General features: G+C 46.2%; 23 protein-coding genes. 9 read left to right on the plus strand and 14 right to left on the minus strand.

The features are described from left to right. The first annotated feature begins 267 nt into the window (after positions 1 to 267). The 3 genes from tamA to VIB_RS03200 are packed head-to-tail and all read left to right on the plus strand — an operon-like array spanning position 268 to position 6,103. Complete coding sequence (gene tamA / locus VIB_RS03190) at positions 268 to 1,986, plus strand: autotransporter assembly complex protein TamA (RefSeq protein WP_004394567.1); 1,719 nt, start codon at positions 268 to 270, stop codon at positions 1,984 to 1,986. Then, the gene (gene tamB, locus VIB_RS03195) at positions 1,983 to 5,744 is read left to right on the plus strand and encodes an autotransporter assembly complex protein TamB (RefSeq protein ID WP_004394568.1); all 3,762 of its coding nucleotides are present in this window, start codon (positions 1,983 to 1,985) and stop codon (positions 5,742 to 5,744) included. Before tamA ends, tamB begins: the two co-directional genes overlap by 4 nt. A gap of 11 nt (positions 5,745 to 5,755) precedes the next feature. Then, positions 5,756 to 6,103, plus strand: a complete 348-nt coding sequence (locus VIB_RS03200) for a gamma-glutamylcyclotransferase family protein (RefSeq protein ID WP_004394569.1) — start codon at positions 5,756 to 5,758, stop codon at positions 6,101 to 6,103. Between the two features lie 80 nt (positions 6,104 to 6,183). Here the strand turns inward: VIB_RS03200 and ppa are convergent, their stop codons facing one another. Both ppa and fbp read right to left on the minus strand, forming a co-directional pair. Then, the gene (gene ppa, locus VIB_RS03205; protein ID WP_004394570.1) at positions 6,184 to 6,714 is read right to left on the minus strand and encodes an inorganic diphosphatase; all 531 of its coding nucleotides are present in this window, start codon (positions 6,712 to 6,714) and stop codon (positions 6,184 to 6,186) included. 254 nt (positions 6,715 to 6,968) lie between these two features. Continuing rightward, positions 6,969 to 7,982 (minus strand): class 1 fructose-bisphosphatase, encoded by a 1,014-nt coding sequence (gene fbp, locus VIB_RS03210; RefSeq protein ID WP_004394571.1) that lies wholly within the window; start codon positions 7,980 to 7,982, stop codon positions 6,969 to 6,971. Positions 7,983 to 8,283: 301 nt separating this feature from the next. Here fbp and mpl point away from each other — a divergent pair, with 301 nt between their 5' ends. The 5 genes from mpl (at position 8,284) to thiQ (ending at position 13,877) form a co-directional block, all read left to right on the plus strand. Further along, positions 8,284 to 9,645: a UDP-N-acetylmuramate:L-alanyl-gamma-D-glutamyl-meso-diaminopimelate ligase gene (gene mpl, locus VIB_RS03215; protein WP_040904002.1), complete on the plus strand. Its 1,362-nt coding sequence runs from the start codon at positions 8,284 to 8,286 to the stop codon at positions 9,643 to 9,645. A gap of 31 nt (positions 9,646 to 9,676) precedes the next feature. Further along, positions 9,677 to 10,297 (plus strand): flavin prenyltransferase UbiX, encoded by a 621-nt coding sequence (locus tag VIB_RS03220; protein ID WP_004394573.1) that lies wholly within the window; start codon positions 9,677 to 9,679, stop codon positions 10,295 to 10,297. 253 nt (positions 10,298 to 10,550) lie between these two features. After that, positions 10,551 to 11,564 carry a thiamine ABC transporter substrate binding subunit gene (thiB, locus tag VIB_RS03225; protein ID WP_004394574.1) on the plus strand — a complete coding sequence of 338 codons (1,014 nt, stop codon included), beginning with the start codon at positions 10,551 to 10,553 and terminating at the stop codon, positions 11,562 to 11,564. 3 nt (positions 11,565 to 11,567) lie between these two features. Then, positions 11,568 to 13,160 (plus strand): thiamine/thiamine pyrophosphate ABC transporter permease ThiP, encoded by a 1,593-nt coding sequence (gene thiP / locus VIB_RS03230; RefSeq protein WP_004394575.1) that lies wholly within the window; start codon positions 11,568 to 11,570, stop codon positions 13,158 to 13,160. 3 nt (positions 13,161 to 13,163) lie between these two features. Continuing rightward, on the plus strand, positions 13,164 to 13,877 hold the full coding sequence (thiQ, locus tag VIB_RS03235; protein ID WP_004394576.1) for a thiamine ABC transporter ATP-binding protein: 714 nt from the start codon (positions 13,164 to 13,166) through the stop codon (positions 13,875 to 13,877). A gap of 112 nt (positions 13,878 to 13,989) precedes the next feature. On the opposite strand, the gene yjgA is transcribed toward thiQ, so the two are convergent. Next, positions 13,990 to 14,517, minus strand: a complete 528-nt coding sequence (gene yjgA, locus VIB_RS03240; protein WP_004394577.1) for a ribosome biogenesis factor YjgA — start codon at positions 14,515 to 14,517, stop codon at positions 13,990 to 13,992. Between the two features lie 111 nt (positions 14,518 to 14,628). On the opposite strand from yjgA, the gene pmbA reads away from it, so the two are divergent. Further along, positions 14,629 to 15,972 carry a metalloprotease PmbA gene (pmbA, locus tag VIB_RS03245; RefSeq protein ID WP_004394578.1) on the plus strand — a complete coding sequence of 448 codons (1,344 nt, stop codon included), beginning with the start codon at positions 14,629 to 14,631 and terminating at the stop codon, positions 15,970 to 15,972. Positions 15,973 to 16,043: 71 nt separating this feature from the next. Here pmbA and mgtE read toward each other — a convergent pair whose 3' ends face one another. The 11 genes from mgtE to VIB_RS03300 all read right to left on the minus strand — a co-directional run bounded on the left by mgtE (position 16,044) and on the right by VIB_RS03300 (position 24,328). Next, on the minus strand, positions 16,044 to 17,399 hold the full coding sequence (gene mgtE, locus VIB_RS03250) for a magnesium transporter (protein ID WP_004394579.1): 1,356 nt from the start codon (positions 17,397 to 17,399) through the stop codon (positions 16,044 to 16,046). Between the two features lie 158 nt (positions 17,400 to 17,557). After that, entirely contained in the window at positions 17,558 to 17,836 is a 279-nt protein-coding gene (locus tag VIB_RS03255; RefSeq protein WP_004394580.1) for an HPr family phosphocarrier protein, read from the minus strand. Between the two features lie 6 nt (positions 17,837 to 17,842). Continuing rightward, positions 17,843 to 18,703, minus strand: coding sequence for an RNase adapter RapZ (gene rapZ / locus VIB_RS03260; protein WP_004394581.1), 861 nt, complete (start codon positions 18,701 to 18,703; stop codon positions 17,843 to 17,845). 8 nt (positions 18,704 to 18,711) lie between these two features. Then, positions 18,712 to 19,164: a PTS IIA-like nitrogen regulatory protein PtsN gene (gene ptsN, locus VIB_RS03265; protein WP_004394582.1), complete on the minus strand. Its 453-nt coding sequence runs from the start codon at positions 19,162 to 19,164 to the stop codon at positions 18,712 to 18,714. Between the two features lies 1 nt (position 19,165). Continuing rightward, positions 19,166 to 19,453: a ribosome hibernation promoting factor gene (gene hpf, locus VIB_RS03270; RefSeq protein WP_004394583.1), complete on the minus strand. Its 288-nt coding sequence runs from the start codon at positions 19,451 to 19,453 to the stop codon at positions 19,166 to 19,168. 23 nt (positions 19,454 to 19,476) lie between these two features. Next, a complete protein-coding gene (locus VIB_RS03275) occupies positions 19,477 to 20,931 on the minus strand; it encodes an RNA polymerase factor sigma-54 (protein WP_004394584.1) in 1,455 nt (484 codons plus the stop codon). A 99-nt stretch (positions 20,932 to 21,030) separates the two neighbouring features. Continuing rightward, a complete protein-coding gene (lptB, locus tag VIB_RS03280; protein ID WP_004394585.1) occupies positions 21,031 to 21,756 on the minus strand; it encodes an LPS export ABC transporter ATP-binding protein in 726 nt (241 codons plus the stop codon). Positions 21,757 to 21,758: 2 nt separating this feature from the next. Further along, complete coding sequence (gene lptA / locus VIB_RS03285) at positions 21,759 to 22,256, minus strand: lipopolysaccharide transport periplasmic protein LptA (protein WP_040904005.1); 498 nt, start codon at positions 22,254 to 22,256, stop codon at positions 21,759 to 21,761. Continuing rightward, the gene (gene lptC, locus VIB_RS03290; RefSeq protein ID WP_040904008.1) at positions 22,237 to 22,800 is read right to left on the minus strand and encodes an LPS export ABC transporter periplasmic protein LptC; all 564 of its coding nucleotides are present in this window, start codon (positions 22,798 to 22,800) and stop codon (positions 22,237 to 22,239) included. Before lptC ends, lptA begins: the two co-directional genes overlap by 20 nt. Beyond that, complete coding sequence (gene kdsC, locus VIB_RS03295) at positions 22,797 to 23,354, minus strand: 3-deoxy-manno-octulosonate-8-phosphatase KdsC (RefSeq protein WP_004394587.1); 558 nt, start codon at positions 23,352 to 23,354, stop codon at positions 22,797 to 22,799. Before kdsC ends, lptC begins: the two co-directional genes overlap by 4 nt. After that, the gene (locus VIB_RS03300) at positions 23,354 to 24,328 is read right to left on the minus strand and encodes a KpsF/GutQ family sugar-phosphate isomerase (protein ID WP_004394588.1); all 975 of its coding nucleotides are present in this window, start codon (positions 24,326 to 24,328) and stop codon (positions 23,354 to 23,356) included. The genes kdsC and VIB_RS03300 overlap by 1 nt, the downstream gene beginning before the upstream one ends. Between the last annotated feature and the right edge of the window lies 1 nt (position 24,329).

Below are 24,329 nucleotides of genomic sequence, written 5' to 3' on the forward strand. Positions count from 1 at the left end.
GAACGTTGAGTGAAATTCTGTGTCTCACTGATACAATTTTTATTCAACATCGGATGCGATTGATCCAGAGTATTGTTCTGGAATATCAGCATTGATGATGTGATGACGTTCGTTGTTCGTCTTACGTGCCGAGATCGCTTTATCGCCACATCTGCGTGTAATCTATTGGCGCGTGAGCGATTATCCTACAGACTTCTTATCCTATAGTCGGTATGATTTAAAGTCTATTAACCTGAATTGCGGTAAGGCGCTTAACCACTATTTAACATGAGATCACTCCCATTCTATGTACTATTCGCGACGTTATTCTTCTCCTGCACTGTGTTGGCGAAAGTCGATTTAACCATTCGAGGATTAAGCGGCGATCTAAAAGATAACGTCGATGCCTATCTGTCCTCAATATCGACCAGCGATTACTCGACCCAGTTACGTTTTCAGTCGCGTCTAGAACAAAGGATAACCGCTGCATTAAATGCGCTAGGTTACTATCACCCGACGTTTGTTTTTGAAGTCACGGAACCGGATCGAGCGATGACGGTGCATGTTTCTCCCGGAGAAGTGGTACGTTTGGCGGTGGTTGAGATCGTGATTGAGGGAGAAGCGCAGCAAGATGCGGATTTTGCTCGCGTGATTGAACGTAGTGGCTTAAAGGTTGGTGAGACACTGAATCATAGCCAATACGATAGCCTTAAATCCTCCTTGCGTAACTTAGCGCTCCAAAAGGGGTATTTCGATGGCGATTTTCAGTTAAGTCGTTTGGAAGTGGTTCCCGATCGGCATCAAGCGTTCGTTCGTTTACACTTTGACAGTGGCATTCGCTATCATTTTGGCGCCACGTCGATCTCTGGGAGTCAAATTGAAGAGGTTCGTGTTCGTTCACTGCAACCGTTTAAACAAGGTGATCCTTATTTAGTCTCACAAGTTGGTCAATTTAACCTTAACCTAGCCAATACGGATTGGTTTTCATCGGTATTCGTCAAACCCGATTTGGAACAGTTAAATCCTGAGCAGCGTGAATTACCTATGGTGGTTGCTTTAGCGCCAAAAGCGCGTAATCAACTAGAAACGGGTATTGGTTATTCAACCGATGTTGGCGTAAGAGGCTCATTAAAATGGAAGAAGCCGTGGTTAAATGAGTATGGCCACAGTTTTGATAGCAGTCTATCGATATCGGGTCCTGAACAGAGTATTACCGCAGGGTATAAAATTCCTCTCGAAAATGTGCTTCATGAGTATTACCGTATTCAATATGGTATGAAGCATGTCGATAATCGAGATACTGAAAGTCTTGAATCTAATCTCGTGCTAGAGCGTCATTGGTTGCTTGATAGTGGCTGGCATCGAACGGTGTTTTTGCGCTATCTGATTGAAAGTTATGAGCAGGGTTTACAAGATGATGGAGCGCAATTTTTAATGCCAGGCATTACTTATACCCGTACTCGTACACGGCTGAATCGCTCGTTATTAACTTGGGGCGATAAGCAAACTATCACCTTAGAATACGCCGATCCCTCAGTGATTTCGGAAACTCGAGCCACTCGAGTCCAAGCTGGTAGCTCTTGGGTCAGAAGCTTAGGTGAGCGTCATCGTGGCCTATTCAGAATTGACGGCAGTGCCAACTTTGCCGACGAGTTCGATAAGCTCCCTCCTTCGCTGCGTTTTTTTGCAGGTGGAGACAACAACCTACGTGGTTATGGTTATCAATCTATTTCGCCGCGGGATGCCAGTGGCTCGTTAACGGGGGCGAAATACATGGCCACCAGCTCATTAGAATATCAATATCGAATTGGTGGTAATTGGTGGGCTGCGCTGTTTGTCGATTATGGTGATGCTTTTAATGACACCCCTGATTGGAAAACGGGGACCGGATTTGGTTTGCGTTGGGTTTCACCCGTGGGGCCGCTGCGACTTGATTTTGCATGGGGATTAGACTCTGAGCCCGGCGATCGATTCAAACTGCATTTTACGTTAGGGCCTGAATTATGATTAAGCGAGCGATGAAATGGACCGGTTGGTTATCCGCAAGCTTGGCTGGCATCGTCACGCTTCTGTTGCTGTTGTTTGCTGGGTTATTTTTTACCAACAGTGGCTTAAATGTCTTAGTGTGGGGCGCTCAAAGAGCGTTACCCGATTTCTCGGTTCAATCGACCCAAGGGGCTATTTTTCCCCGTTTCACTCTTTATGGCATTGAATATCAAGAGCCATCATCCTCTATTGCTCTGCAGCTTGAACAGTTAACGCTCGCGGTAAATGCGAACTGTTTGCTAGAACCGATGATCTGTATTAATGAGGTGATTGTCTCGGGATTGCAGCTCAATGTAGAGTCTATCGCTGATTCAACAAGTGAGCCGTCAGAACGTGCAGCGGCTCCAATGACCACGATGTCAACCCCAGTGCCAATCAAATTGGGTAGATTAACCTTGAATAATATTCAGCTTAATCTACTCGGTAATCAGATTGACTGGCAGCACTTTACGACCAGTGGCTCGCTACAAGGCGATCGATTAACCATTGATCGCACGTTATGGCGAGGCGTACGCATTGCGTTGGCTGAAGAACCGAAGGAGCCGTCGACTGCGACGAACAGCTCTTCATCCGATGCGCTGCCGATAAGCTTACCGGAGGTTATTATCCCACTGCGGATTGAGCTGAGTCGGTTTGAGTTGCGCGATTTTCTCCTCGAGCAAGCATCACCAATCGCTATTAATCAGTTGGTGCTACAAGCTCAAGCCTTTCAGTCTCAAGTTGACGTAAAAAACATGACCCTTGATATGCCAGAGCTGGATGCCTCTCTGACGGGGCGTGCGACTTTGCGTGGTGATTATCCTCTGAATCTCACTTTTCAGTCATTGCTGAAGTTACCAGAAGCGAAGGGGCAAACTTTACAATTTAAAGCCTCAGGCAGTATGGCGGCTCTCTCTCTGGAGGCGCAACTTGCAGGATTGGCACAGGCCCAGTTGCAGGCGAAATTAAAACCGCTACAACCCGATATGCCTTTTGATATCACGGTGCAGCAGCTAAAAGCACAGTGGCCGCTGGTCGGTGAAGGCAATTATGTTGTGCAAGCCCCTTTGCTTAACGCAAAGGGGGGGATCAATGACTATCAGCTAGCCATCGAAGCAACATTATCGGGACTGGATCTCCCTGAGATGAACTTGGCCGTTCAAGGACAGGGGTCATCGGCCCAGATAGCCTTGCATTCACTGCTTTTGAAGACCCTAAATGGTGAGATTGAGGGCGAACTGCAAGCCAACTGGCAACCAAACATTGATTGGCAAGCCAAGCTCAACGTTAAGCAGATTAATCCCGGTTTGCAATGGCCTGAAGCACAAGGGATGATCAGCGGCCAGTTAATCACTTCTGGCAAGTTGACCGAGCAAGGCGGCTTTGATATTGCCCTGCCATTACTGGCTATTCATGGTGATTTTCGTGGCTATCCGTTGGATATTAAAGGGCAACTCAATGCTGCCGATCCGCGAGGTCAAGGGGAGTATCGCGTCTCTACCTCTGGGTTAACGTTCGCGCACGGACCAAATCGATTGACCGCCAAAGGCCAATTAGACCAACAGTGGCAAATGGATATTGCTTTATCGTTAAAGGATTTAGCGAAAACAGTGCCGGATCTATCGGGGCAAGTAACAGGTCAAGTGACGCTACGTGGGCAACTGGCGAAACCTGATATTCAGCTTGATCTTCGCGCCGAACAGTTGGCTTGGTTAAACGAGGCAACGATTCGTGAATTATCGTTAGTCGGCCAGTTAACGCCGCTGCCTTTACCTCAAGCGGATTTACACCTTTCTATTGCTGATATTCATTATCAAGATCAGAGCATTGAGTCACTTTTGTTATCCTTGAGTGGTCAGCAAGAGCAGCACCATTTAACGCTAGAGGTTAATTCGCCGATAGTTTCCAGCCAACTGGCAATCACAGGACGTCTTACTGAGTCGACCGCTTGGCGCTGGGATGGTCAGCTTGAGCGTATGAACATCGAGTCAATTCAAGGGCCATGGCAGTTAAATCATGCTACTGAGATCAGTGTTGATCTTGAGCAGTCACGAGTGAAGGTTGCTCCTCACTGTTGGTTACAAGCGGATGCATCATTGTGTCTTGAAGAAAGTGCCAGTTTGGGGGATAGCGGGGCGGTTCAAGTGGCATTAAAGGATTTCCAGTTTAGTCAAATTCAAGCGTTACTGCCTCCGGAAACCCAGATAAAGGGAGGGTTTGATGGTCAATTGTCGGCTCAGTGGTCAACACAGGCGGCACCACAAGTAAAACTTTCCGTTACCTTACCTGCCGGTGAGGTGGAGCAAAATTTGTCACAGCCGATCACGTTGGCTTGGGATGCGATAGAACTCAACGCTGAGCTGGCGAACAATGGATTAAAAGCGGATTGGCAATTTCAAATAACGAACAATGGTCATCTGTCGGGAAATCTTCACATTATTGATGTCACAAAAGAGGACCCACAATGGCAAGCAGGATTAAAGTTAACCCCTTTTCATCTTGATTTTTTGCAGCCATTAGTCGGTGAGTTTAGTCAAGCAGATGCGACGATAACGGCCGATTTAAGTTTGCAAGGAGCCATGCTTCATCCACAGGTGATGGGCAATATTGAGTTGACGGGGTTACAGCTCAAAGGTGATATCTCTCCGATTGATATAGACTCAGGCCAAGTTACGCTAGACTTTTCTGGTTATCAAGCGGCGCTAAATGCGCAAATTGGCACGCCAGAGGGCTTACTGAATGCCACTGGTGAGGCTGATTGGCACAATATCGACGATTGGCGAGTAAACAGTCGAGTGTTTGCTGATTCGCTGCTGGTGGATATGCCACCGATTGTAAAAATGAAGGTGATCCCTGATTTAACCTTAACCATGCAACCAGATGTGGCACAAGTCACAGGATCGATCCATCTGCCTTGGGGACGGATTACGGTCGAAGAGCTACCACCGAGCGCTATTGAGGTGTCCAAGGATCAAGTCATACTGAGTAAAGATTTACAGCCTTTAAGTGAGCAAAGTCGTTTACCGTTGCGGCTTGAAACAGATTTAGAGATTGTGATTGGTGATGACTTTCGTCTGAGTGCTTTTGGTTTAGAGGGGGGCCTTCGAGGCCGATTGAATTTTACTCAGCGCGATCGTGGGCCCATGGTGATTGGTGAGGTAAATATTTTGCAGGGGCAGTATCGCTCATTTGGCCAAGATCTACAGATCCAAGAAGGTAAAATTTTAATGAATGGCCCAGTCGATCAGCCTTTTGTGTCGATCAAAGCGATTCGTAACCCAAACAATACCCAAGATGGTGTGATTGCCGGTATCCAAGTAACGGGACCCGCTGATGAGCCGATGATCACCATTTTCTCTGAGCCAGCGAAACCACAAGCCAATGCTTTGTCTTATTTATTGCGCGGGCAAGATATTGATGGTGAAGCAGGAGGAGATGCGATGACCATGACCCTGATTGGGCTAAGCTTAGCGCAAAGCGGTAAAGTGGTGGGGCGAATTGGCGAAGAATTTGGTGTGCAAGATCTGCAATTGGATACAGCAGGTTCGGGGGAGGATGCACAAATTACTGTGAGTGGCTATATTTTACCTGGGTTACAAGTCAAATATGGAGTAGGTGTCTTTAATGCGCTAGAGCAATTTACTATTCGCTATCGTTTGATGAGGGATCTCTACTTAGAGATTGTTAATTCAAGAGAGAGTAATACGGTTGATTTACTCTATCGCTTCGAATTTAACTAAGGAGGGTTACATTGCTGTCTCTAGTGTTTGTCTATGGCACCTTACGACAAGGTGAAAACCATCACGATTATTTAAGTGAGAGTAAGCTCTTAGGCTACTTTGAAACACCGCCAAGCTATGCGTTACACGATCTTGGCCCGTATCCGGGATTAATTGCAGGTCAGCAATCAATCAAAGGGGAAGTGTATCAAGTCGATGAGCAAACACTGGCAAAACTCGATGTATTAGAAGATGTCCCCGTTGAGTATCGACGTGAAACGATTGATACTCCTTACGGTCTGGCGTGGATATACATTTATCAAGAGGCTTCGCGGCTTGATTCTGAAATTGAATCTGGCGATTGGTGCCAGCGTATTTAAGCCGTATTTTCTCAATAAAAAAGCCAGCAATGCTGGCTTTTTGAGCTTATTCATCCTGACTTAATCAGGGAAAACGAGCATTATTTTTGCTGTGCACGCTCGTAAGAAGAAAGGATTTCAGCACGCGCAGAAGCAGCATCTTCCCAACCTTCTACTTTTACCCATTTACCGCTTTCTAGCTCTTTATAACGCTCGAAGAAATGCGTGATCTGAGCTTTCAGTAGGGCAGGGATATCATTCACATCTTGAATGTGATCGTACTCTTTAGACAGCTTAGAATGTGGTACGGCGATGACTTTTGCATCTTCACCTGACTCATCACTCATCTTCAGAACACCCACTGGACGACAACGAATCACAGAACCAGGGATCAATGGGTATGGTGTTGGAACCAATACATCAACTGGATCACCATCAAGAGATAGCGTGTGGTTCACATAACCGTAGTTACATGGGTAGAACATAGGCGCAGACATAAAACGGTCAACGAATACAGCACCAGAATCTTTATCTACTTCGTATTTGATTGGATCAGCGTTCGCAGGGATCTCAATCACTACATAGATATCATCTGGCAGAGATTTTCCTGCTGGCACATTATTTAAGCTCATTACGGTTTCCTTTTGGTTAGCCGGATTTTAAAAAGTGTCGCTCATTATTATGCAAACTGCACGTCGGTGCAAAACCGACGTGCAGAAAAAGGCGAAGTTTACCTGTAAAAAGCCGGATACCCAAGTAGCAGTGATCAACTCGATGAGCTTTTAGCTCCTGCTACCTTTAAGGATCAGCGCTATTGGTTAGATTTGCTCTATGGTTGTTCGATATTTACCGACAACGCTCGGTCAGTTGAGCCCCATTCAGATGACTATTCATCTGGGTAGGTTTCAAGGAACTGAGAGACTTTTTCTACCATCTGTTTTGAACCGACAAAAAACGGTACGCGTTGATGTAACTCAGTCGGTTTGATATCAAGGATACGTTGTCTGCCATCTGTCGCTAAGCCCCCCGCTTGCTCAATCAATAGTGCCATCGGGTTGCATTCATACAGCAAACGCAGCTTACCGTTGGGGTGGCTTTGAGTGCTTGGATAAAGATAGATGCCGCCTTTGAGCAAGTTACGATGAAAGTCGGCGACGAGTGAACCAATATAACGTGAGGTGTAAGGGCGGTTATCTTCCGGTACGCTCTCTTGGCAGTATTTAATGTATTTTTTTACGCCGGTTGGAAAGCGGATGTAGTTACCTTCGTTGATGGAATAAATTTTTCCCTGCTCTGGGATACGCATATTTTCATGAGAGAGACAAAATGAACCAATCGACGGGTCGTAAGTAAAACCATTGACGCCATTGCCTGTGGTGTACACCAACATGGTTGAAGAGCCATAAATCACATACCCAGCAGCAACCTGCTTATGGCCGGGCTGAAGGAAATCTTCTGCAGTTGGCGGTCCGCCAACGGGAGAGATACGGCGATAAATCGAGAAAATGGTCCCCACTGAAACGTTGACATCAATATTCGATGAGCCATCGAGCGGATCCATTAACACGACATATTTCGCATTTTGGTTGAGTTCTTTATTGAAGGCGACCGCCTCATCTTCTTCTTCACTAGCAACGCCGCAGACTTGATCGCGCGCTTCTAAAGCCGCTTTAAACTTATCGTTAGCGTAGACATCCAGTTTTTGTTGTTCTTCACCTTGAATATTATCGTTACCCGATGCGCCAGTAATATCGGCTAATCCAGCTTTGTTGATTTCTCGGTTAACGATTTTGGCGGCAAGACGAATGGACGCAAGTAGAGAGGAGAGTTCACCGCTTGCATGGGGGAAGTCGTGTTGTTTTTCAACAATAAACTCACCAAGGGTGCGCATCTTCGACATGTTATTTCCTTAACACTTATTGGTTCTGGGGGAGAAAGGTAACGCGAGAGAGTAGGATCATCGGCGTTGGTGTTCTTACTCCTTGAGAAGAAAGCAAATTTAGCTACCTTTTCAAGGTGTTTCGTTATAGCGGTGATTTTAAATCCTAGAACTTTTTACGAGTAATAAACTAACTGCCGAAGATCTCAATTTAGATGTCGACTTTCGATAAATTACATTGTGGCGATTTGCGGTACTCGCTTTTATGGTATGAATCAGGATAATGGTCAGGCAGACAAACAGCACAAGTGAGATCAGGTTGATGCATATTCATATTTTAGGGATTTGTGGCACTTTTATGGGCGGATTGGCGATCCTCGCTCGTCAGTTAGGTCATCAAGTGACGGGGAGTGATGCCAATGTCTACCCACCAATGAGTACGATGCTATCATCACAAGGGATTGAAATTATTGAGGGTTTCAATCCTGATCAGCTAAACCCACGTCCTGATCTGGTGGTGATTGGTAACGCGATGAGTCGTGGCAATCCTTGTGTTGAGTATGTCTTAAACCATAATTTACGCTATAGCTCTGGGCCGCAATGGTTACATGATTTCTTATTGCAAGATCGTTGGGTTCTGGCTGTGGCGGGAACGCATGGTAAAACGACCACCGCGAGCATGTTGACGTGGATTTTAGAACAGTGTGGGTATCAGCCCGGTTTTCTTGTCGGTGGCGTATTAGGCAACTTTGATCTCTCTGCCCGTTTGGGAGAAAGCATGTTTTTTGTGGTCGAGGCAGACGAGTATGACAGCGCTTTTTTTGATAAGCGTTCTAAGTTTGTTCATTATCATCCTCGCACCTTGATCTTGAATAATTTGGAGTTTGATCATGCGGATATTTTTGATGATCTCGAAGCGATCAAACGCCAGTTCCATCACTTAATCCGCACTTTACCGGGTAATGGGCGAGTGTTTGCTCCGCAGCAAGACTCGGCCTTAGCGGATGTGTTGAGTCGAGGATGCTGGAGTGAACGAGAATTTATTGGTCAGCAGGGGCAATGGCAGGCTAAAAAACACAACCCGCAAGGCTCACAATTTGCGGTCTATTTTCAAGATCAGCGAGTGGGTGACGTTGAGTGGTCATTGATTGGTGATCACAATGTAAATAATGCCTTAATGGCGATTGCCGCGGCGCGTCATGTGGGAGTCACGCCAGATTTAGCCTGTCAGGCATTAGCAAGCTTTATCAATACTAAGCGCCGTTTAGAGCAAAAAGGTCAGGAAAATGGCGTGACTGTTTATGATGATTTTGCTCATCATCCGACGGCGATTGAACTAACTTTGTCTGGCTTACGTAACAAGGTCGGCAGTGAGAAGATCATTGCTGTCGTTGAACCTCGCTCTGCAACCATGAAATTAGGTGTGCACAAAGGCACGCTGGCGGCATCTTTCGCGCAAGCTGATTCAGTCTATCTTTTTCAGCCTAACGAATTAGCGTGGTCGGTTGATGAGGTGGCTCAGCAATGCTCCTCACCCGCTTATGTGAGCAATAATATCGACGACTTAGTTGAGAGAATTTGCGCAGCAGCCAAACCGGGCACGCACATTTTAGTGATGAGTAATGGTGGCTTTGGCGGCATACATAACAAGTTACTTGCAACGCTTAAAAAGCGCGCTCAGTAACACTTTAGGCATTAAATAAAAAGTGACCGACATGACAACACATAACCAAGCCATTACATTAGCCTGGACCGGAGCCTCTGGCGCACCCTATGGACTGCGTCTTTTAGAATGTTTACTCACCAGTGATCACACCGTGTATTTGCTTATCTCATCGGCCGCCAGAGTGGTATTAGCGACGGAACATGGTTTGCAATTGTCTAGTCAACCCCAAGCGGCGCAGCAGCAGTTGGTTAAGCTGTTTAATTGCGATCCGAATAAACTGATCGTCTGTGGCAAAGAAGAGTGGTTTTCCCCCGTGGCTTCAGGCTCTGCGGCACCGAAAAAAATGGTGGTTTGTCCTTGTTCAGCAGGCAGCGTTGCTGCTATCGCCCATGGCATGTCGGACAACTTGATTGAGCGCGCTGCAGATGTGGTGCTCAAAGAACGAGGACAGTTACTGCTGGTGGTTCGTGAGACACCGTTCTCTACTTTACATTTAGAGAATATGCATAAATTATCGCAAATGGGCGTCACCATTATGCCGGCAGCGCCCGGTTTTTATCATCAGCCTAAATCGATCGATGATTTGGTTGATTTTATGGTAGCTCGAATTCTCGACCATCTAGGGATTGAACAGGGACTTGTGCCGCGTTGGGGTTATGATCAGCGTTAAGTAGCTTCTTTCATGTTTTAGCATTACAATCTTATTCACTCATCGGGGAGCCTACCATTCATCGTCGAATGGCGCTGAGATCAAGCCATGCTTGGGACCCGCATTAGTCATCGTCTTGACCGTCAAGCGATACTGACTAAACACCTGAACCAGATAATACTGGCGTAGGAATTGAGCAGGAGATTCGACACAGACTCATGGACGCTGTCTTACTCTTTCTCAAGCCTGTGCCGCTCACCATGGAGCGCAAGCCTTGAAAAATCAATACTCTATCATCGCATTAACTGGCCTATTCTGTTCTTCCCTCGCGCTTGCCGCGCCACCCACGACAACCGATAAACCAACCTTGACGGTGTATACCTATAGTTCATTTATCGCTGATTGGGGGCCGGGTCCGGTGATTCAAAAAGCGTTTGAAGCCGAGTGTAACTGTCAATTGAACTTAGTTGGTTTGGATGACGGCGTATCGATTTTAAATCGCTTACGTCTTGAAGGTCGCCATACTAAAGCGGATGTCCTGTTAGGGCTGGATAATAATTTGATGGCCGAAGCAGAACAAACAGGACTATTGGCTCCTCATTCCGTCGATTTATCAGCGCTGACGCTGCCGAATGGTTGGAGTGATAAGACCTTTATCCCTTACGATTATGGCTATTTTGCGTTTGTGTATAACCAGCAAACCTTAACTCATCCGCCACAGAGTCTGCGGGAACTTGTCGAACAGCGTGATGACTTGACTGTTATTTATCAAGATCCGCGGACCTCAACTCCAGGTCAAGGATTGCTACTATGGATGAAGTCGGTCTACGGTGATCAAGTGGCCACCGCATGGCAGCAGTTAGCGAAAAAAACCGTCACGGTGACCAAAGGATGGTCGGAAGCTTATTCGATGTTTTTAAAAGGGGAGGCCGATATGGTGCTCTCTTATACGACTTCTCCTGCTTATCATAAGATGGCTGAAAATGACCATCGTTATACCACGGCTAACTTTGCTGAAGGTCACTACATGCAGGTTGAAGTCGCGGCTAAGGTGAAAAGTAGTCCGAATCAAGCATTAGCGGCTCAATTTATGCAATTTATCGTCAGTGATGCCTTCCAATCGGCTATCCCAACCACCAACTGGATGTATCCTGTAACCAATGTGGCTTTGCCTGACGCCTTCTCTGAATTACAACAACCCAGCCAATCATTGACCTTTAGTGCCAACGAAGTAGCGGCACAACGTCGCCATTGGATTCGTGAGTGGCAACATGCATTGACTTTTTAATCGATGATCTTATCAACGACGCCTAAATTGGGTATAGGGGTCGCAACGTTGGTTGCGGCCCTAGTTATTAGTGCATTGGCCGCTTTGTTGTGGCAACCCCCTTCTTTTGCGATTAGTCAATTATGGCATGACGCTTATTACCGTCATGTTACTTGGTTTAGTTTCTATCAAGCATTTTTGTCTACGTTACTGAGTGTGGGTTTTGCTATTCCAGTCGCTCACGCCTTAAGTCGTCGCCGCTTTAAAGGTAAAGATCTTCTCCTCAAGCTGTTTGCGATGACCTTGGTGTTGCCCGTTTTAGTCGGGGTATTTGGTTTACTCGCGATTTACGGCAATCAAGGATTAGTCGCCAAAATACTTGGCTACTGGCAAATCCGCCTGCCTTTTTCGATTTATGGTTTAAACGGAATTTTATTGGCCCATGTATTTTTTAATTTGCCCTATGCAAGTCGATTGTTATTGCAAAGTTTGGTCGCGATTCCACTTGAGCAGCACAAGTTATGCGCCCATTTAGGCATGAGCAGTTGGCAAAAATTTAAATGGGTTGAGTGGCCAAGACTGCGCCAACAATTACCTCATGTCGCTAGTCTAGTATTTATGCTCTGTTTTACCAGCTTTGCTACGGTTATGGCATTAGGCGGAGGACCGAAAGCGACAACCATTGAGCTGGCAATTTATCAAGCGATTAAGTTTGATTTTGATTTAGCGACGGGGGCGTTATTAGCCATTTGGCAAATGTTACTCTGTGGATGCTTATATTTTTCGATGCAATGGTTTACTCGTTGTTTACCTGCAACTCAAGGAGGGGATTATCCTGTCCAAGTTTGGGGGGGGGACACTCGATTAAAACAATTGTGGGATGGAATGTGGATTGGTGTGGTGATCTTATTAGTCATTCCTCCGTTACTAATGGTGGTCTTAAGTGGTTTAAATAGCTACCTCTGGCAAGTGTTGAGTAGTCAGGAATTTTGGTTTGCCACCGCTGCCTCTTTTCAAGTGGCCAGTGTTACCGGTGCGATAGCGTTACTCGCAGGATGTTCGATTGTCATAACGAGTCGTCATTGGCGAATCAATCAACAGTCCATAAAAGCCAATAGTATCGAATGGGTGGGCACCATTATTCTGGTTACGCCTGGCTTGGTGATCAGTACTGGGTTATTTTTGTTACTGCGTCAGGCGATAGATATCTTTAGCATGGCTTATTGGTTGGTGGTCGTCGTCAATAGTGTCATGGCTCTGCCTTATGTGATTAAAACCTTATCGCAACCGATGCTGCATCTGGCCCAGCAATATCATTTACTGTGTGCCAGCCTTGGTTTAAGCGGTTGGCAGCGTTTGCGACTGATTGAGTGGCGAGCGCTAAAAAAGCCGTTTGCCCACGCTTTCATCATTAGTTTTTTAGTCTCAATGGGTGACTTGAGTGCGGTAGCGCTATTTGGTAGTCAGCAGTTTCGCACCCTCCCGCTGTACTTATACCAACTCATGGGTAGCTATCAGATGCAGGCTGCCGCGGTAGTGTCATTAGCTTTATTGGTCTTTAGCGTGGGTCTTTATTACGGCGTTGAACGGCTATTGCAGATTAAACAGAGAGAGTAAATCATGCTAAATATTGCAAAGCTTACTTATCAATATCAAGATGAGAGTTTCATGTTTGATTTAACGATCAAGCAAGGCAGTATCATGGCGTTGATGGGACCCAGTGGGGCAGGTAAGTCAACGTTGCTCAGTTTAATTGCTGGTTTTATCGACCCTCAAAGTGGTCAGGTTGAGGTTGAGGGGCATTCTGTGCTCGGTCAACCACCCCATCAGCGACCTTTTGCAATGCTGTTTCAAGACCACAATTTATTTCATCATCTCACCGTCTGGGAAAATATTGCACTCGGGCTAAATCCAAGCCTTAAATTAACCGATAGCCAGCGACAACAAGTGGTTGAGGCGGCACGGCAAGTGGGGCTTGAAGCGTTACTGACGCGTTTGCCTGAGCAACTCTCCGGGGGCCAAAAACAACGGGTAGCCTTGGCGCGATGTTTTGTACAAGCCCATCCTATTTGGTTGTTGGATGAACCTTTCTCGGCTCTTGACCCGTTATTACGTGAAGAAATGTTGGAATTGGTTAAATCATTAGCTAAAGCGCGCTCAGTGACGGTATTGATGGTCACGCATCATCTTAACGATACTCAAACCATTGCTAGTCACTTTGCGTTTTTAGCTCAAGGTCAAGTACAGGTGACCGGCGAGATTGAGCAGTTGCACGAGCGCAACGCTCACCCATTATTTAGCGAGTTTGTCCGCGCAGGAAGTCATCGTAGCTAATGGTCACGATGACTGGTTGATCTGATCGTTAACCTTGCTCCGCTTTGCCCTCAATTCCCCGGTGAGTTGAGGTTATTGAAGGCGAACGGTTTTATTCCAACGGCGGAGAAGTTTAGCTATCTTGCCCATAAAGGGTTTTGATCATTTGATAAATTTCTCGCGCCGCTTTGGGCGGCTTTTGACCTTGTTTCTCTTTACTGGCTTGACGAGCCAATTGGCGTAAACGCTGTCTATCGGCTTCAGGATAGTGCTCCATCAAAGCTTCAATCGCGCTATCACCTTGTTCAACAATTTTATCTCGCCATTGCTCTATCTTATGCAAGATAGCGGTAGTTTGAGCGTGTTTATTGCGTAATTTATCCAAAGCGATTTGAATTGGCTCCGGATCAACGTGACGCATCATTTTGCCAATGTACTGTAATTGACGGCGACGTGCCTCGTTTTTAAAGCGTTGTGCATCTTTCACCGCTTCGGCTAACTCTTCAGATAGCGGGACTTTTTGCAAGGCAGATGGTTTTAACTCCACCAATTCTTCACCGAGTTTTTGTAAGACAATCATGTCATTTTTCAGCTCAGTCTTACTGACTAAGATGATCTCTTCTTCCTCTTCCCAAGGGGCTTTCTGGTTTTTACGCGCCATAGTCTTCACTAATTAGTTATTTATCTCTGCTATTTTAGCAAGAATCGTGGGGAGAAAGCGAAATTCTTGTTATCCTAAGACGATAAAAGCTCAATTAGTTGTGGATGAGAGATGGATATTAGACAGCAAGTGATGATCCAACGTGCCGAACTTGAAGCGGCGGTAGCTAAAGCACTCGATATGGCCTCTGCTCAAGCGGATGCCGCCGAAGTGGCAATCAGCAAAAGTACCGGGTTAAGTGTTTCCACTCATATGTGTGAAGTGGAAAATGTTGAATTTAATAGCGATGGTGCCTTGGGGATTACCGTCTATCGAGGTCAACGTAAAGGCAGTGCATCAACCTCTGATTTGAGTGAGAAAGCCATTCATCAGACCGTATTAGCGGCTTTAGATATTGCTCACTTTACCTCGGAAGATCCGTATGCTGGCCCTGCGCCCAAAGCGTTAATGGTCAAACAGATCCCTGATTTAGACCTGTTTCACCCTGATGAGCCAAATCCAGACCGGGCCGCTTCTATCGCGATTGCGGCCGAGCGTGAAGCTCTCAACTACAGCAGTAAAATCAAACAAAGCGATGGCGCGAGCTACGACAGTCATTACGGCGTCAAAGTTTATGGTAATAGCCACGGTTTATTAGCCAGTTATGCTTCGAGTCGTCACAGCATCAGTTGTAGCGTCATCGGTGAAGGCAAAAATGGCGAGATGGAGCGAGACTACAGCTATACGGTGGCACGTCATCGGGATGACTTATGGACACCCCAGCGTGTTGGTCAACAAGCGGCAGAGAAAACCATCCAACGTTTGGATGCTCGCCAACTGAAAACGGGTCAATATCCGGTGATGTTTGCTGCCGATGTCGCGACTGGCTTAATGGGCCACTTAGTGACGGCGATCAGTGGTGGCAGTCTGTATCGTAAATCCTCTTTTTTGTTGGATCATTTAGGTCAGCAAATTCTGCCCAGTTGGTTCACGATTAATGAGCGTCCACACTTATTGCGCGGCCTCGCTTCGACCCCTTTCGATAGTGAAGGGGTGGCGACGATTGACCGAGAGATCATCACTGATGGTGTTCTAGCAACGTACTTATTAACCAGTTACGCCGCACGGAAGATGAACATGCAGCCAACAGGGCATGCTGGTGGGATCCATAACTGGTTTATTGCTTCTACTGGGCAAGATTTTGCTCAATTACTCAAAACAATGGGCCGTGGTTTGTTGGTTACTGAGGTGATGGGGCAAGGTGTGAATACGGTGACTGGAGATTATTCTCGCGGCGCAGCAGGATTTTGGGTAGAAGATGGCCAAATTCAGTATCCTGTATCTGGTGTAACCATTGCTGGTAACTTAAAAACCATGTTTCAGCAATTGCTGGCGGTCGGGACTGATGTCGAAACTCGTTCACAAATTCAAACGGGTTCGATGTTGATCGAATCAATGAAAGTTGCCGGTGAATAACGCTAACAGCTAGGCCCCAAAGCGCTGAATACCATCAGCGCTTTGAGTCATCCGACATTAAAACGATGTCGCTAAATCAGTAGTGTCGCTAAACCCAAGAAAACCGATAAACCGACCACGTCGGTCACGGTGGTTAATGCCATACCACCAGCTAATGCGGGATCGATATTCATTTTTTTGAGTAGGATAGGAATCGTCACACCCGCGACGCCCGCAATGAATAGGTTGGCCATCATGGCGGCAGAAATAATCCCACCCAACAGCCATTCTCCTTTCCATAACACGACGATCGCACCAATGATCAGCGCCCATAATATGCCATTAAAAAAACCGATCGCGGCCTCTTTAAGCAACAGTTCGCGTTTATTACTATCACCAATGTGGCCAAGAGCCAATCCACGGATCACCAACGCTACGGTTTGATTACCAGCTACCCCCCCCATAGAGGGTACAATGGTCATTAATACCGCAATGGCAGCCATTTGCTCTAATGTCGCTTCAAACATATTCGACACCGAAGCGGCAGTCAGTGCCGCTAAGACGTTGGCACCTAGCCAAATACTGCGCTTACGAGTCGATTTTAACACGGGGGCAAAGGTATCTTCATCGTCATTCATGCCCGCCATGCTCATCATTGAGTGCTCGGCATCTTCACGAATCACATCGACCACATCATCGATGGTAATTCGACCCACTAAGTGTTGGTGCTCATCGACCACCGGAGCAGAGACCCAGTTACGTCGCTCAAACAGACTAGCGACATCCGAGTCTTTAGCATCGACCTTAATCGCTTCATCGGCATCTTCCATCACTTCACTGACTTGAATGTCAGGCTGAGTCGTGATGAGGGTGGCTAAAGGTAGGTAACCAATCAGTTTGCTCTCTTCGTCAATGACGTACAGTGAGTCTGTGGCATAGGGCAGTTGGCCTTTCATCCGTAAATAACGCAGTACAACATCAACATCAACGTCACCACGAATAGTGATGACGTCAGTATTCATTAGACCGCCAGCGGTATCTTCTGGATAAGACATCGCTGTTTCGACACGTTGACGCTCGGCGGCATCCATTTGTGCCAATACTTCACGAGAGACGTCATCCGGTAAGCTACGCAGTACATAAGCTAAATCGTCACTGTGCATCCCTTCGGTTGCTTCGATGAGCATCTCTGGAGCCATCTTCGAGACTAACGCATCTTTGACGTCTTCGTTGAGCTCTTCAAGGATCTCGCCGTAATCTTCAGGGTCGGTCAATTGCCACAAAACATCACGAGCTTTGCGGGGAGAGGCTTCTAACAGGTGGGCTATATCTTCCGGTTCCATGTCCTGCAGTTGCCTGCGCACATGAACAAAGCGGCCATTTTCTAGGGCTTCAGTAATTTCTTGGAGGGTGTTATGGGCTTGGTCAAATTCAATCGGTTCGGCCATGCTTCCTCCTCACGGTTATTAAGTTTTTGACAATAGACAGAATAGTAACTTAATTTGCGAATCAAGTAACCTGAAGATATTGGAGCGGTCAATGTCAATAGGATTAACAACGAATTAACATTCGACGGTAGGGATAGGTGAAGAAGACCCGATAACGTTTATTCGCTCTCATCAAATTTACTTTCAATCAGTTGGCATACCGCATCCAGAGCCGTGCTGGCATCGTCGCCATCAGCACAAATCGAGATTCTCTGTCCTTGGGCCGATTCGAGCATCAGCAAGCCCATCACACTGTCGGCGGTGGCTTGCTTATCATCTTCGCCTTTAATGGTAATTACCGCTTGAAAAGATTGAGCGAGCTCGACTAGCTTCACCGCAGCACGCGCATGTAGCCCCAGTTTATTTTGAATAAAGACCGTACGATGCTCGTGTGCCATAAGGGATTATCCTTGGTGTTTCTCTAATGAATGATGGCGTATCTGGACTTGATGACCCAGTTGGGCGAAGTACTCACCGAGTTGTTGAGTGAGATACACCGAGCGATGTTTGCCCCCTGTACAGCCAATCGCAATGGTTAAATAACTGCGATTGTTTTTTTCCAGCAGCGGTAACCAATATTCAAAAAAACGTTGAATATGCAGTTTTAATTCAAGGACGTCGCTGTGACTTTCAAGAAACGATTTGATGGGCGCATCAAGTCCAGTGAGAGGGCGTAAATCCGGCTCCCAATGAGGGTTGGGCAAAAAACGCACATCAAACACGTAATCCGCGTCGCTTGGTATACCATATTTAAAGCCAAAGGATTGGAAGACCATCACTAAATCACGCCGTTCACGCCCTTCGACTCGCATACGTACAGTTTCGCTCAGCTCATGCAAAGATTGATTGCTGCTGTCTAGTAACAGATCCGCCTGCTCTTTTAATGGTGCTAATAGACACTGTTCCCGCTCGATGGCTTGAGCTAAGGTCGGTTTATCATCTTGTAATGATAAGGGGTGAATGCGGCGTGTTTCACTGTAGCGTTTGAGCAGTGTCTCTTTGCTGGCATCCAGAAAGAGCACACTGACGTCATTATTTTTTTTGAGTTGGTCTAAAACATCTTCCACCAAACTCGGTTCTTTCGGTAAGTTACGGATATCAATACTCACCGCGACATTTTGCTTGCTGTCTTGCACCGATTGTATGAAGGCATCTAATAAGCTAACGGGCAGATTATCGACACAATAGTAACCTAAGTCTTCAAGGACTCGTAAGGCGACACTTTTCCCCGCGCCAGATTGACCACTCACTACAATTAAACGCATCACAAGACCTATTGAGGTTGATTGAGCATAATATCGTATAGCTCTTGGTCGCTTTCGGCGTGTCTGAGCTGCTTAAGAATTTGCTTGTCGTTGAGGCGTTCGGCCATGCAAGATAAGGTTTTCAAGTGCTCTTTACACTGCTCTTCTGGAACCAGTAAAGCAAACAAAAGATCAACCGGTCGGTTATCAATGGCATCAAACTCAATCGGTTCAGCACACTGAATCAATACGGCGACCGCCTTTTCACTGTCAGTCATTCGGGCATGGGGAATCGCAATACCATTACCGATGCCAGTACTGCCCATTTTTTCACGACTGAGCATGCATTCAAACAGCTCAGTGGCATTTTGGCCGGTATGTTGAGCGGCGATTTCACTGATGATTTCTAATGCTCGTTTCTTGCTAGAACATTGGACTGCACTTTTGGTGCAGTCCAATGAGAGTACTTCGCTTAATTGCATGTTAATGGCTACTTAGCTTTTCTTTATGCTTGTTGAGTTGACGAGAGAGTTTATCCACTAAACTGTCGATCGCGGCGTACATATTTTCATCGTCTGCCGTCGCGTGGATTTCTCCCTGGTTTACGTGGAGCGTAGCTTCGGCGATCTGGCGAAGTTTTTCAACCCGTAAAATCACTTGAGTGGTATTGATATGCTCGAAAAAGCGCTCAAGCTTTTGAAACTTCGAATGAACATAGTCTTGCATTGCATCGGTAAGATCAATGTGGTGGCCTTGGATATTGATTTGCATAGACATTCCTTCTCTGTTGGGCCTTATAACAGGCGTTTCCGCTGACTCGAGGGCGCAATGGCCAAAGATTCACGGTATTTCGCAATTGTCCGTCTTGCTACCTGAATCCCTTGATCAGCGAGTAGGGCTGCGATTTTACTATCACTTAATGGCTTCGCTGGGTTTTCTGCCGCCACCAATTTTTTAATCAGGGCGCGAATCGCAGTCGATGAACACTCTCCGCCATTATCGGTACTGACATGACTCGAGAAAAAGTACTTTAATTCAAAAATACCCCGTGGGGTGTGCATGTATTTCTGGGTCGTCACTCGAGAAATGGTTGATTCATGCATTTCCACGATCTGTGCCACGTCATTTAACACCATCGGTTTCATGGCTTCTTCGCCATATTCGAAGAAATCACGTTGATGTTCAACTATGCACTTGGCAACTTTGAGCAAGGTCTCGTTTCGGCTTTCTAGGCTCTTAATTAACCACTTTGCCTCTTGCAAATTCGACCGAATGTAGTTGCTGTCGGGATTATTACCGCGGGCAAGACTAGCGTATTGCTGATTGATCTTTAATTTCGGGACACTATCAGGATTAATGCTGACTTGCCATTTACCTCGGTCTTTATAAACCGAGACATCGGGAACGACATATTCCGCTTGTTCTTGAGAGATTCGATTACCTGGACGAGGATCTAACTGTTGAATCAGTTGTAGCGCGTCACGTAAGGCCTCTTCTTTGAGTTTGCTCTCTTTAACAATCAATTTAAAGTCACGGTTACCCAACAGGTCGATGTAATCAGTGAGTAGCAGTTTGGCTTCGCTTAACCAAGGTGTCTCACTTGGATAGGTTGCCAATTGCAGTAATAAACAATCTTGCAGATTGATCGACGCGACGCCAAGGGGATCAAACTGTTGGATACGTTTTCGAACCGCTTCGACTTCATCCAGTTCGATCTCTTGTTCTGCGAAGTTTTCTAAAATCTCACTTAGGGGGACGGTGAGATAACCGTGATCGTCGATCGCGTCGATTAACGCTCGGGCGATGGTACGATCGGTATCACTAAAGGGGGTCAGATCGAGTTGCCACAATAAATAATCTTGTAGCGTTTCGGTGGTCTCTCCTTGATAAACCGGTAAGTCATCGTCGAAGGCTAACCCCGTACTGCCACTGTTAGCGCTGTAGACATCATCCCAAGTGGCGTCCATTTCTAGTTCGGCACTGATTTCTGATTTTTCGATTAATTGTGAACTGTCTTCTGGTTCGCTCGCCTCTGCACTCGGAGCTGGGTCTTCATTGCGCGCAGAGTTGTCGTTAGCCGAGAACTCTTCAATGGTCTCTTCAACATCCAATAGCGGGTTAGAGATCAAGGCTTCTTGAATCTCTTGTTGTAGATCCAAGGTAGAAAGTTGCAGCAAACGGATGGCTTGCTGCAACTGGGGAGTCATGGCTAACTGTTGACCAAGCTTGAGCTGTAATGAAGGTTTCATTCAGTATTAACTACCTTGTCTAGGTGATGCCTTACTTGATGTTTATCCTGCGACGTTGATGCCTATCCTACTGATCATTGATAAGTAGTCGTACTGTAATCATAGACGGAATTGTTCACCAAGATAAACCTGTTTTACTTGTTCATTATTCAGGACTTCGTGTGGAGTGCCTTCGGCAATCAAACGTCCTTGACTGACAATATACGCTTTTTCACACACGTCGAGGGTTTCTCGTACGTTATGGTCGGTGATCAGCACACCCAGTCCACGATCGCGCAAGTGCTCAATGATTTTCTTAATATCAATGACTGAAATAGGATCGACGCCAGCAAATGGCTCATCGAGTAAGATAAATTTCGGATTGGCAGCCAATGCGCGGGCAATTTCTACTCGGCGGCGTTCACCACCTGACAGTGCCATGCCCGCACTGTGACGAATATGTTGAATATGAAACTCTTCGAGAAGATCTTCAAGTTTATCTTGTCGCTCTTCATGGGTCATTTCTTCACGCGTTTGTAAGACCGCCATGATGTTATCCTCGACCGATAATTTGCGAAAAATCGAGGCTTCTTGCGGTAGATAACCAATGCCTAGTCGTGATCGGCTGTGCATCGGCAAAATGCTAATGTCTTTATCGTCGATCATGATTGAGCCTTCATCGCGCGCGACCAAGCCAACAATCATATAGAATGAGGTGGTTTTACCGGCACCATTGGGGCCAAGTAAACCGACGATCTGCCCAGATTCAACTTGTAGGCTCACATCGGAGACAACTTTACGTTTTTTATAGCTTTTGGCTAAATGTTCTGCTTTGAGTATCGACATAATTAATCTTGCTGCACGGCTTGAGGTTGAAGAATGGTAGAGACGCGTTCCGATCCCTGTCCATCAGCAATCAGTTTTTGTGATGAGATCTGATAGCGAATTTGCTGACCCCGGATCTCGCTGTCATCTTGAGCTAACATCGCTTGACCAATCATCAGCAGTTCGTCGTCAGCCATTTTGTAATACAGCTGCTTTGCTTGACCGTGCAAGGTTTTTCCCTCATCGGTCAACTGGGAAAAGGTAGCAGGATTGCCATAACCTTCAATTTGTTCGATTTTGCCGTTTTCCGGATTACGAATCACGACCAGTCGTTCAGCATTGATATTAATACTGCCCTGAACAAGTTTAACATTAGAAATATAGGTCACTCGGTTGTTCTTCATATCCAACTGCAGGCTATCTGAGTTGATATGAATGGGCTGTTGGGTATCAGTAGACAGAGCCAATGTCGGTGCCGAAGCAAATAAACAAGCCAAAAGACTAAGGTGTGAAAGTTTCATATCTACCTTGTACATGGTTATAGAGAACCGCCGAATGGTCAGACAAATTACCCTTCATCGCCTGCCCGTGAGTTTCAAACTGTGGCCCGATCAATGTGACTTGGCTATCAGACCAAAAGTCACGATTATCGAGTTGAATGCTAAATTTACTGGTTGTGAGTCGTTCAAAGCCAGAATCCGCCAATAAATTATGGGCCACAACGTCATCATAAAGGATCAACACTTGCTGTTTAGTGAGAATTCCGCGTTTTGCCGTTAATTGCCACTCTTGGGTTGTTCCATCTCGATACACTTTAAGGACGGGATACTCAAACGTCGTGTTGCCACTTTCCGCATAAAAATCTAAGTGTTGTGAGATAATCTCATAATTCCGTACACCTTGTTGATTGTAGGTGACGTTGTTGAGATGTTTGCCGCTGAACATCGGCAGCTCAAAATTTGGGGTAACTTGAATCGCCGTCGATTGATCTTTATCCAGCAGATAATACCCCGACCAAGCAGCAACAAAAAATAAACAAAGATAAAGGATACGAGTCAAGCTCATATGCTCAGACCTTGATAGGTTTCCAGTTGATCTCGAGCTTGTAAAATAAGATCACAGACTTCACGTACCGCCCCATGTCCCCCTTTAATATGAGTGACATAATTGGCTTTTTGAACCAGCAAAGGGTGTCCATCAGCGACACATACTTTGAGTGCGACCTTGTCCATGACGGGCCAATCGATCAGATCATCGCCAATATAAGCGGTGTGTTCTGGGGTAATGGCCAGCTTTTGACAAATATCGTGATAAGCACTGAGCTTATCATCTTGGCCTTGGTAAACCAGTGAAATACCTAACGCTTTCATGCGATTTTCGACTATTTTTGACTGACGACCTGTAATGATCGCAATCTGAATTCCCGCCTTCATTAGAGACTTTACGCCATAGCCATCGCGGGTATGGAAGGTTTTTAGCTCTTCCCCCTGGTTACCCATGTAGACCAACCCGTCAGAGAACACACCGTCAACATCACAAATCAGCAGTTGGATCTGCTTAGCGATGGCGAATACGTTGGCATCCACTTGGCCATATAAAGTGGTGATTGGTTGAGTCATCACATCACTCCTGCTTTGAGTAGGTCGTGCATATTTAAAGCGCCAACCAACTTATGGTTATCGACCAGCATTAAGCCATTAATGCGTTTCTCTTGCATTAAGTTTAGTCCTTCTACCGCGAGTAGGTGGGGGGAAGCAACGGTTGGGTTTTGCGTCATGACTTGCTCGATAGTCGCGCTATGAATATCCACTCGTTTATCGAGAATTCGGCGCAGATCGCCATCAGTGAAAATCCCCACTAAGCGGTCATCGTCGCTGACGACGGCGGTCATGCCTAAGCCTTTTTGACTGATTTCTAGTAGTGCTTCTCTGATCAGTGCATTAGGCGAAACTTTAGGCAGCGCTTCTCCTTGGTGCATGATATCCGATAGCTTAAGCAGTAATTTACGGCCAAGGGCGCCCCCAGGATGTGATAACGCAAAATCTTCAGCGGTAAACCCCCGTGCTTGCAGAAGTGCAACTGCTAATGCATCGCCCATGACTAACGTGGCTGTGGTGCTTGATGTCGGTGCTAACCCTAGCGGGCAGGCTTCTTCAGGAACGGTGATTTGTAAGTGGATATCGGCCAAGTTCGCCATGGTTGAACGGGGGTTACCAGTCATACTGATGATGCGATTATTGAGCCGTTTTAATACCGGAAATAGCGCTAGAATCTCAGAAGATTCACCAGAGTTAGAAATGGCAAGCACAATATCACCGCGTTCTATCATACCAAGATCGCCATGCGAGGCTTCGCCTGGGTGTACGAAAAAAGCCGAAGTGCCTGTACTGGCTAAGGTCGCGGCAATTTTTTTACCAATATGCCCAGATTTACCGATCCCCATTACGGCGACTTTACCCTGTTTATTCGCGATAATCATTTCACACGCTTGAGTAAAATCAGCATTAAAGTACTGTTCTAATTGTTGTAATCCGGCAATTTCAGTGGCCAGCACTTGCTGAGCAACACGGCGGTAATCAAAGTTTTCAGACATT

Origin of the sequence: Vibrio metschnikovii CIP 69.14, assembly GCF_000176155.1 — a bacterium.
Taxonomy (GTDB): domain Bacteria; phylum Pseudomonadota; class Gammaproteobacteria; order Enterobacterales; family Vibrionaceae; genus Vibrio; species Vibrio metschnikovii.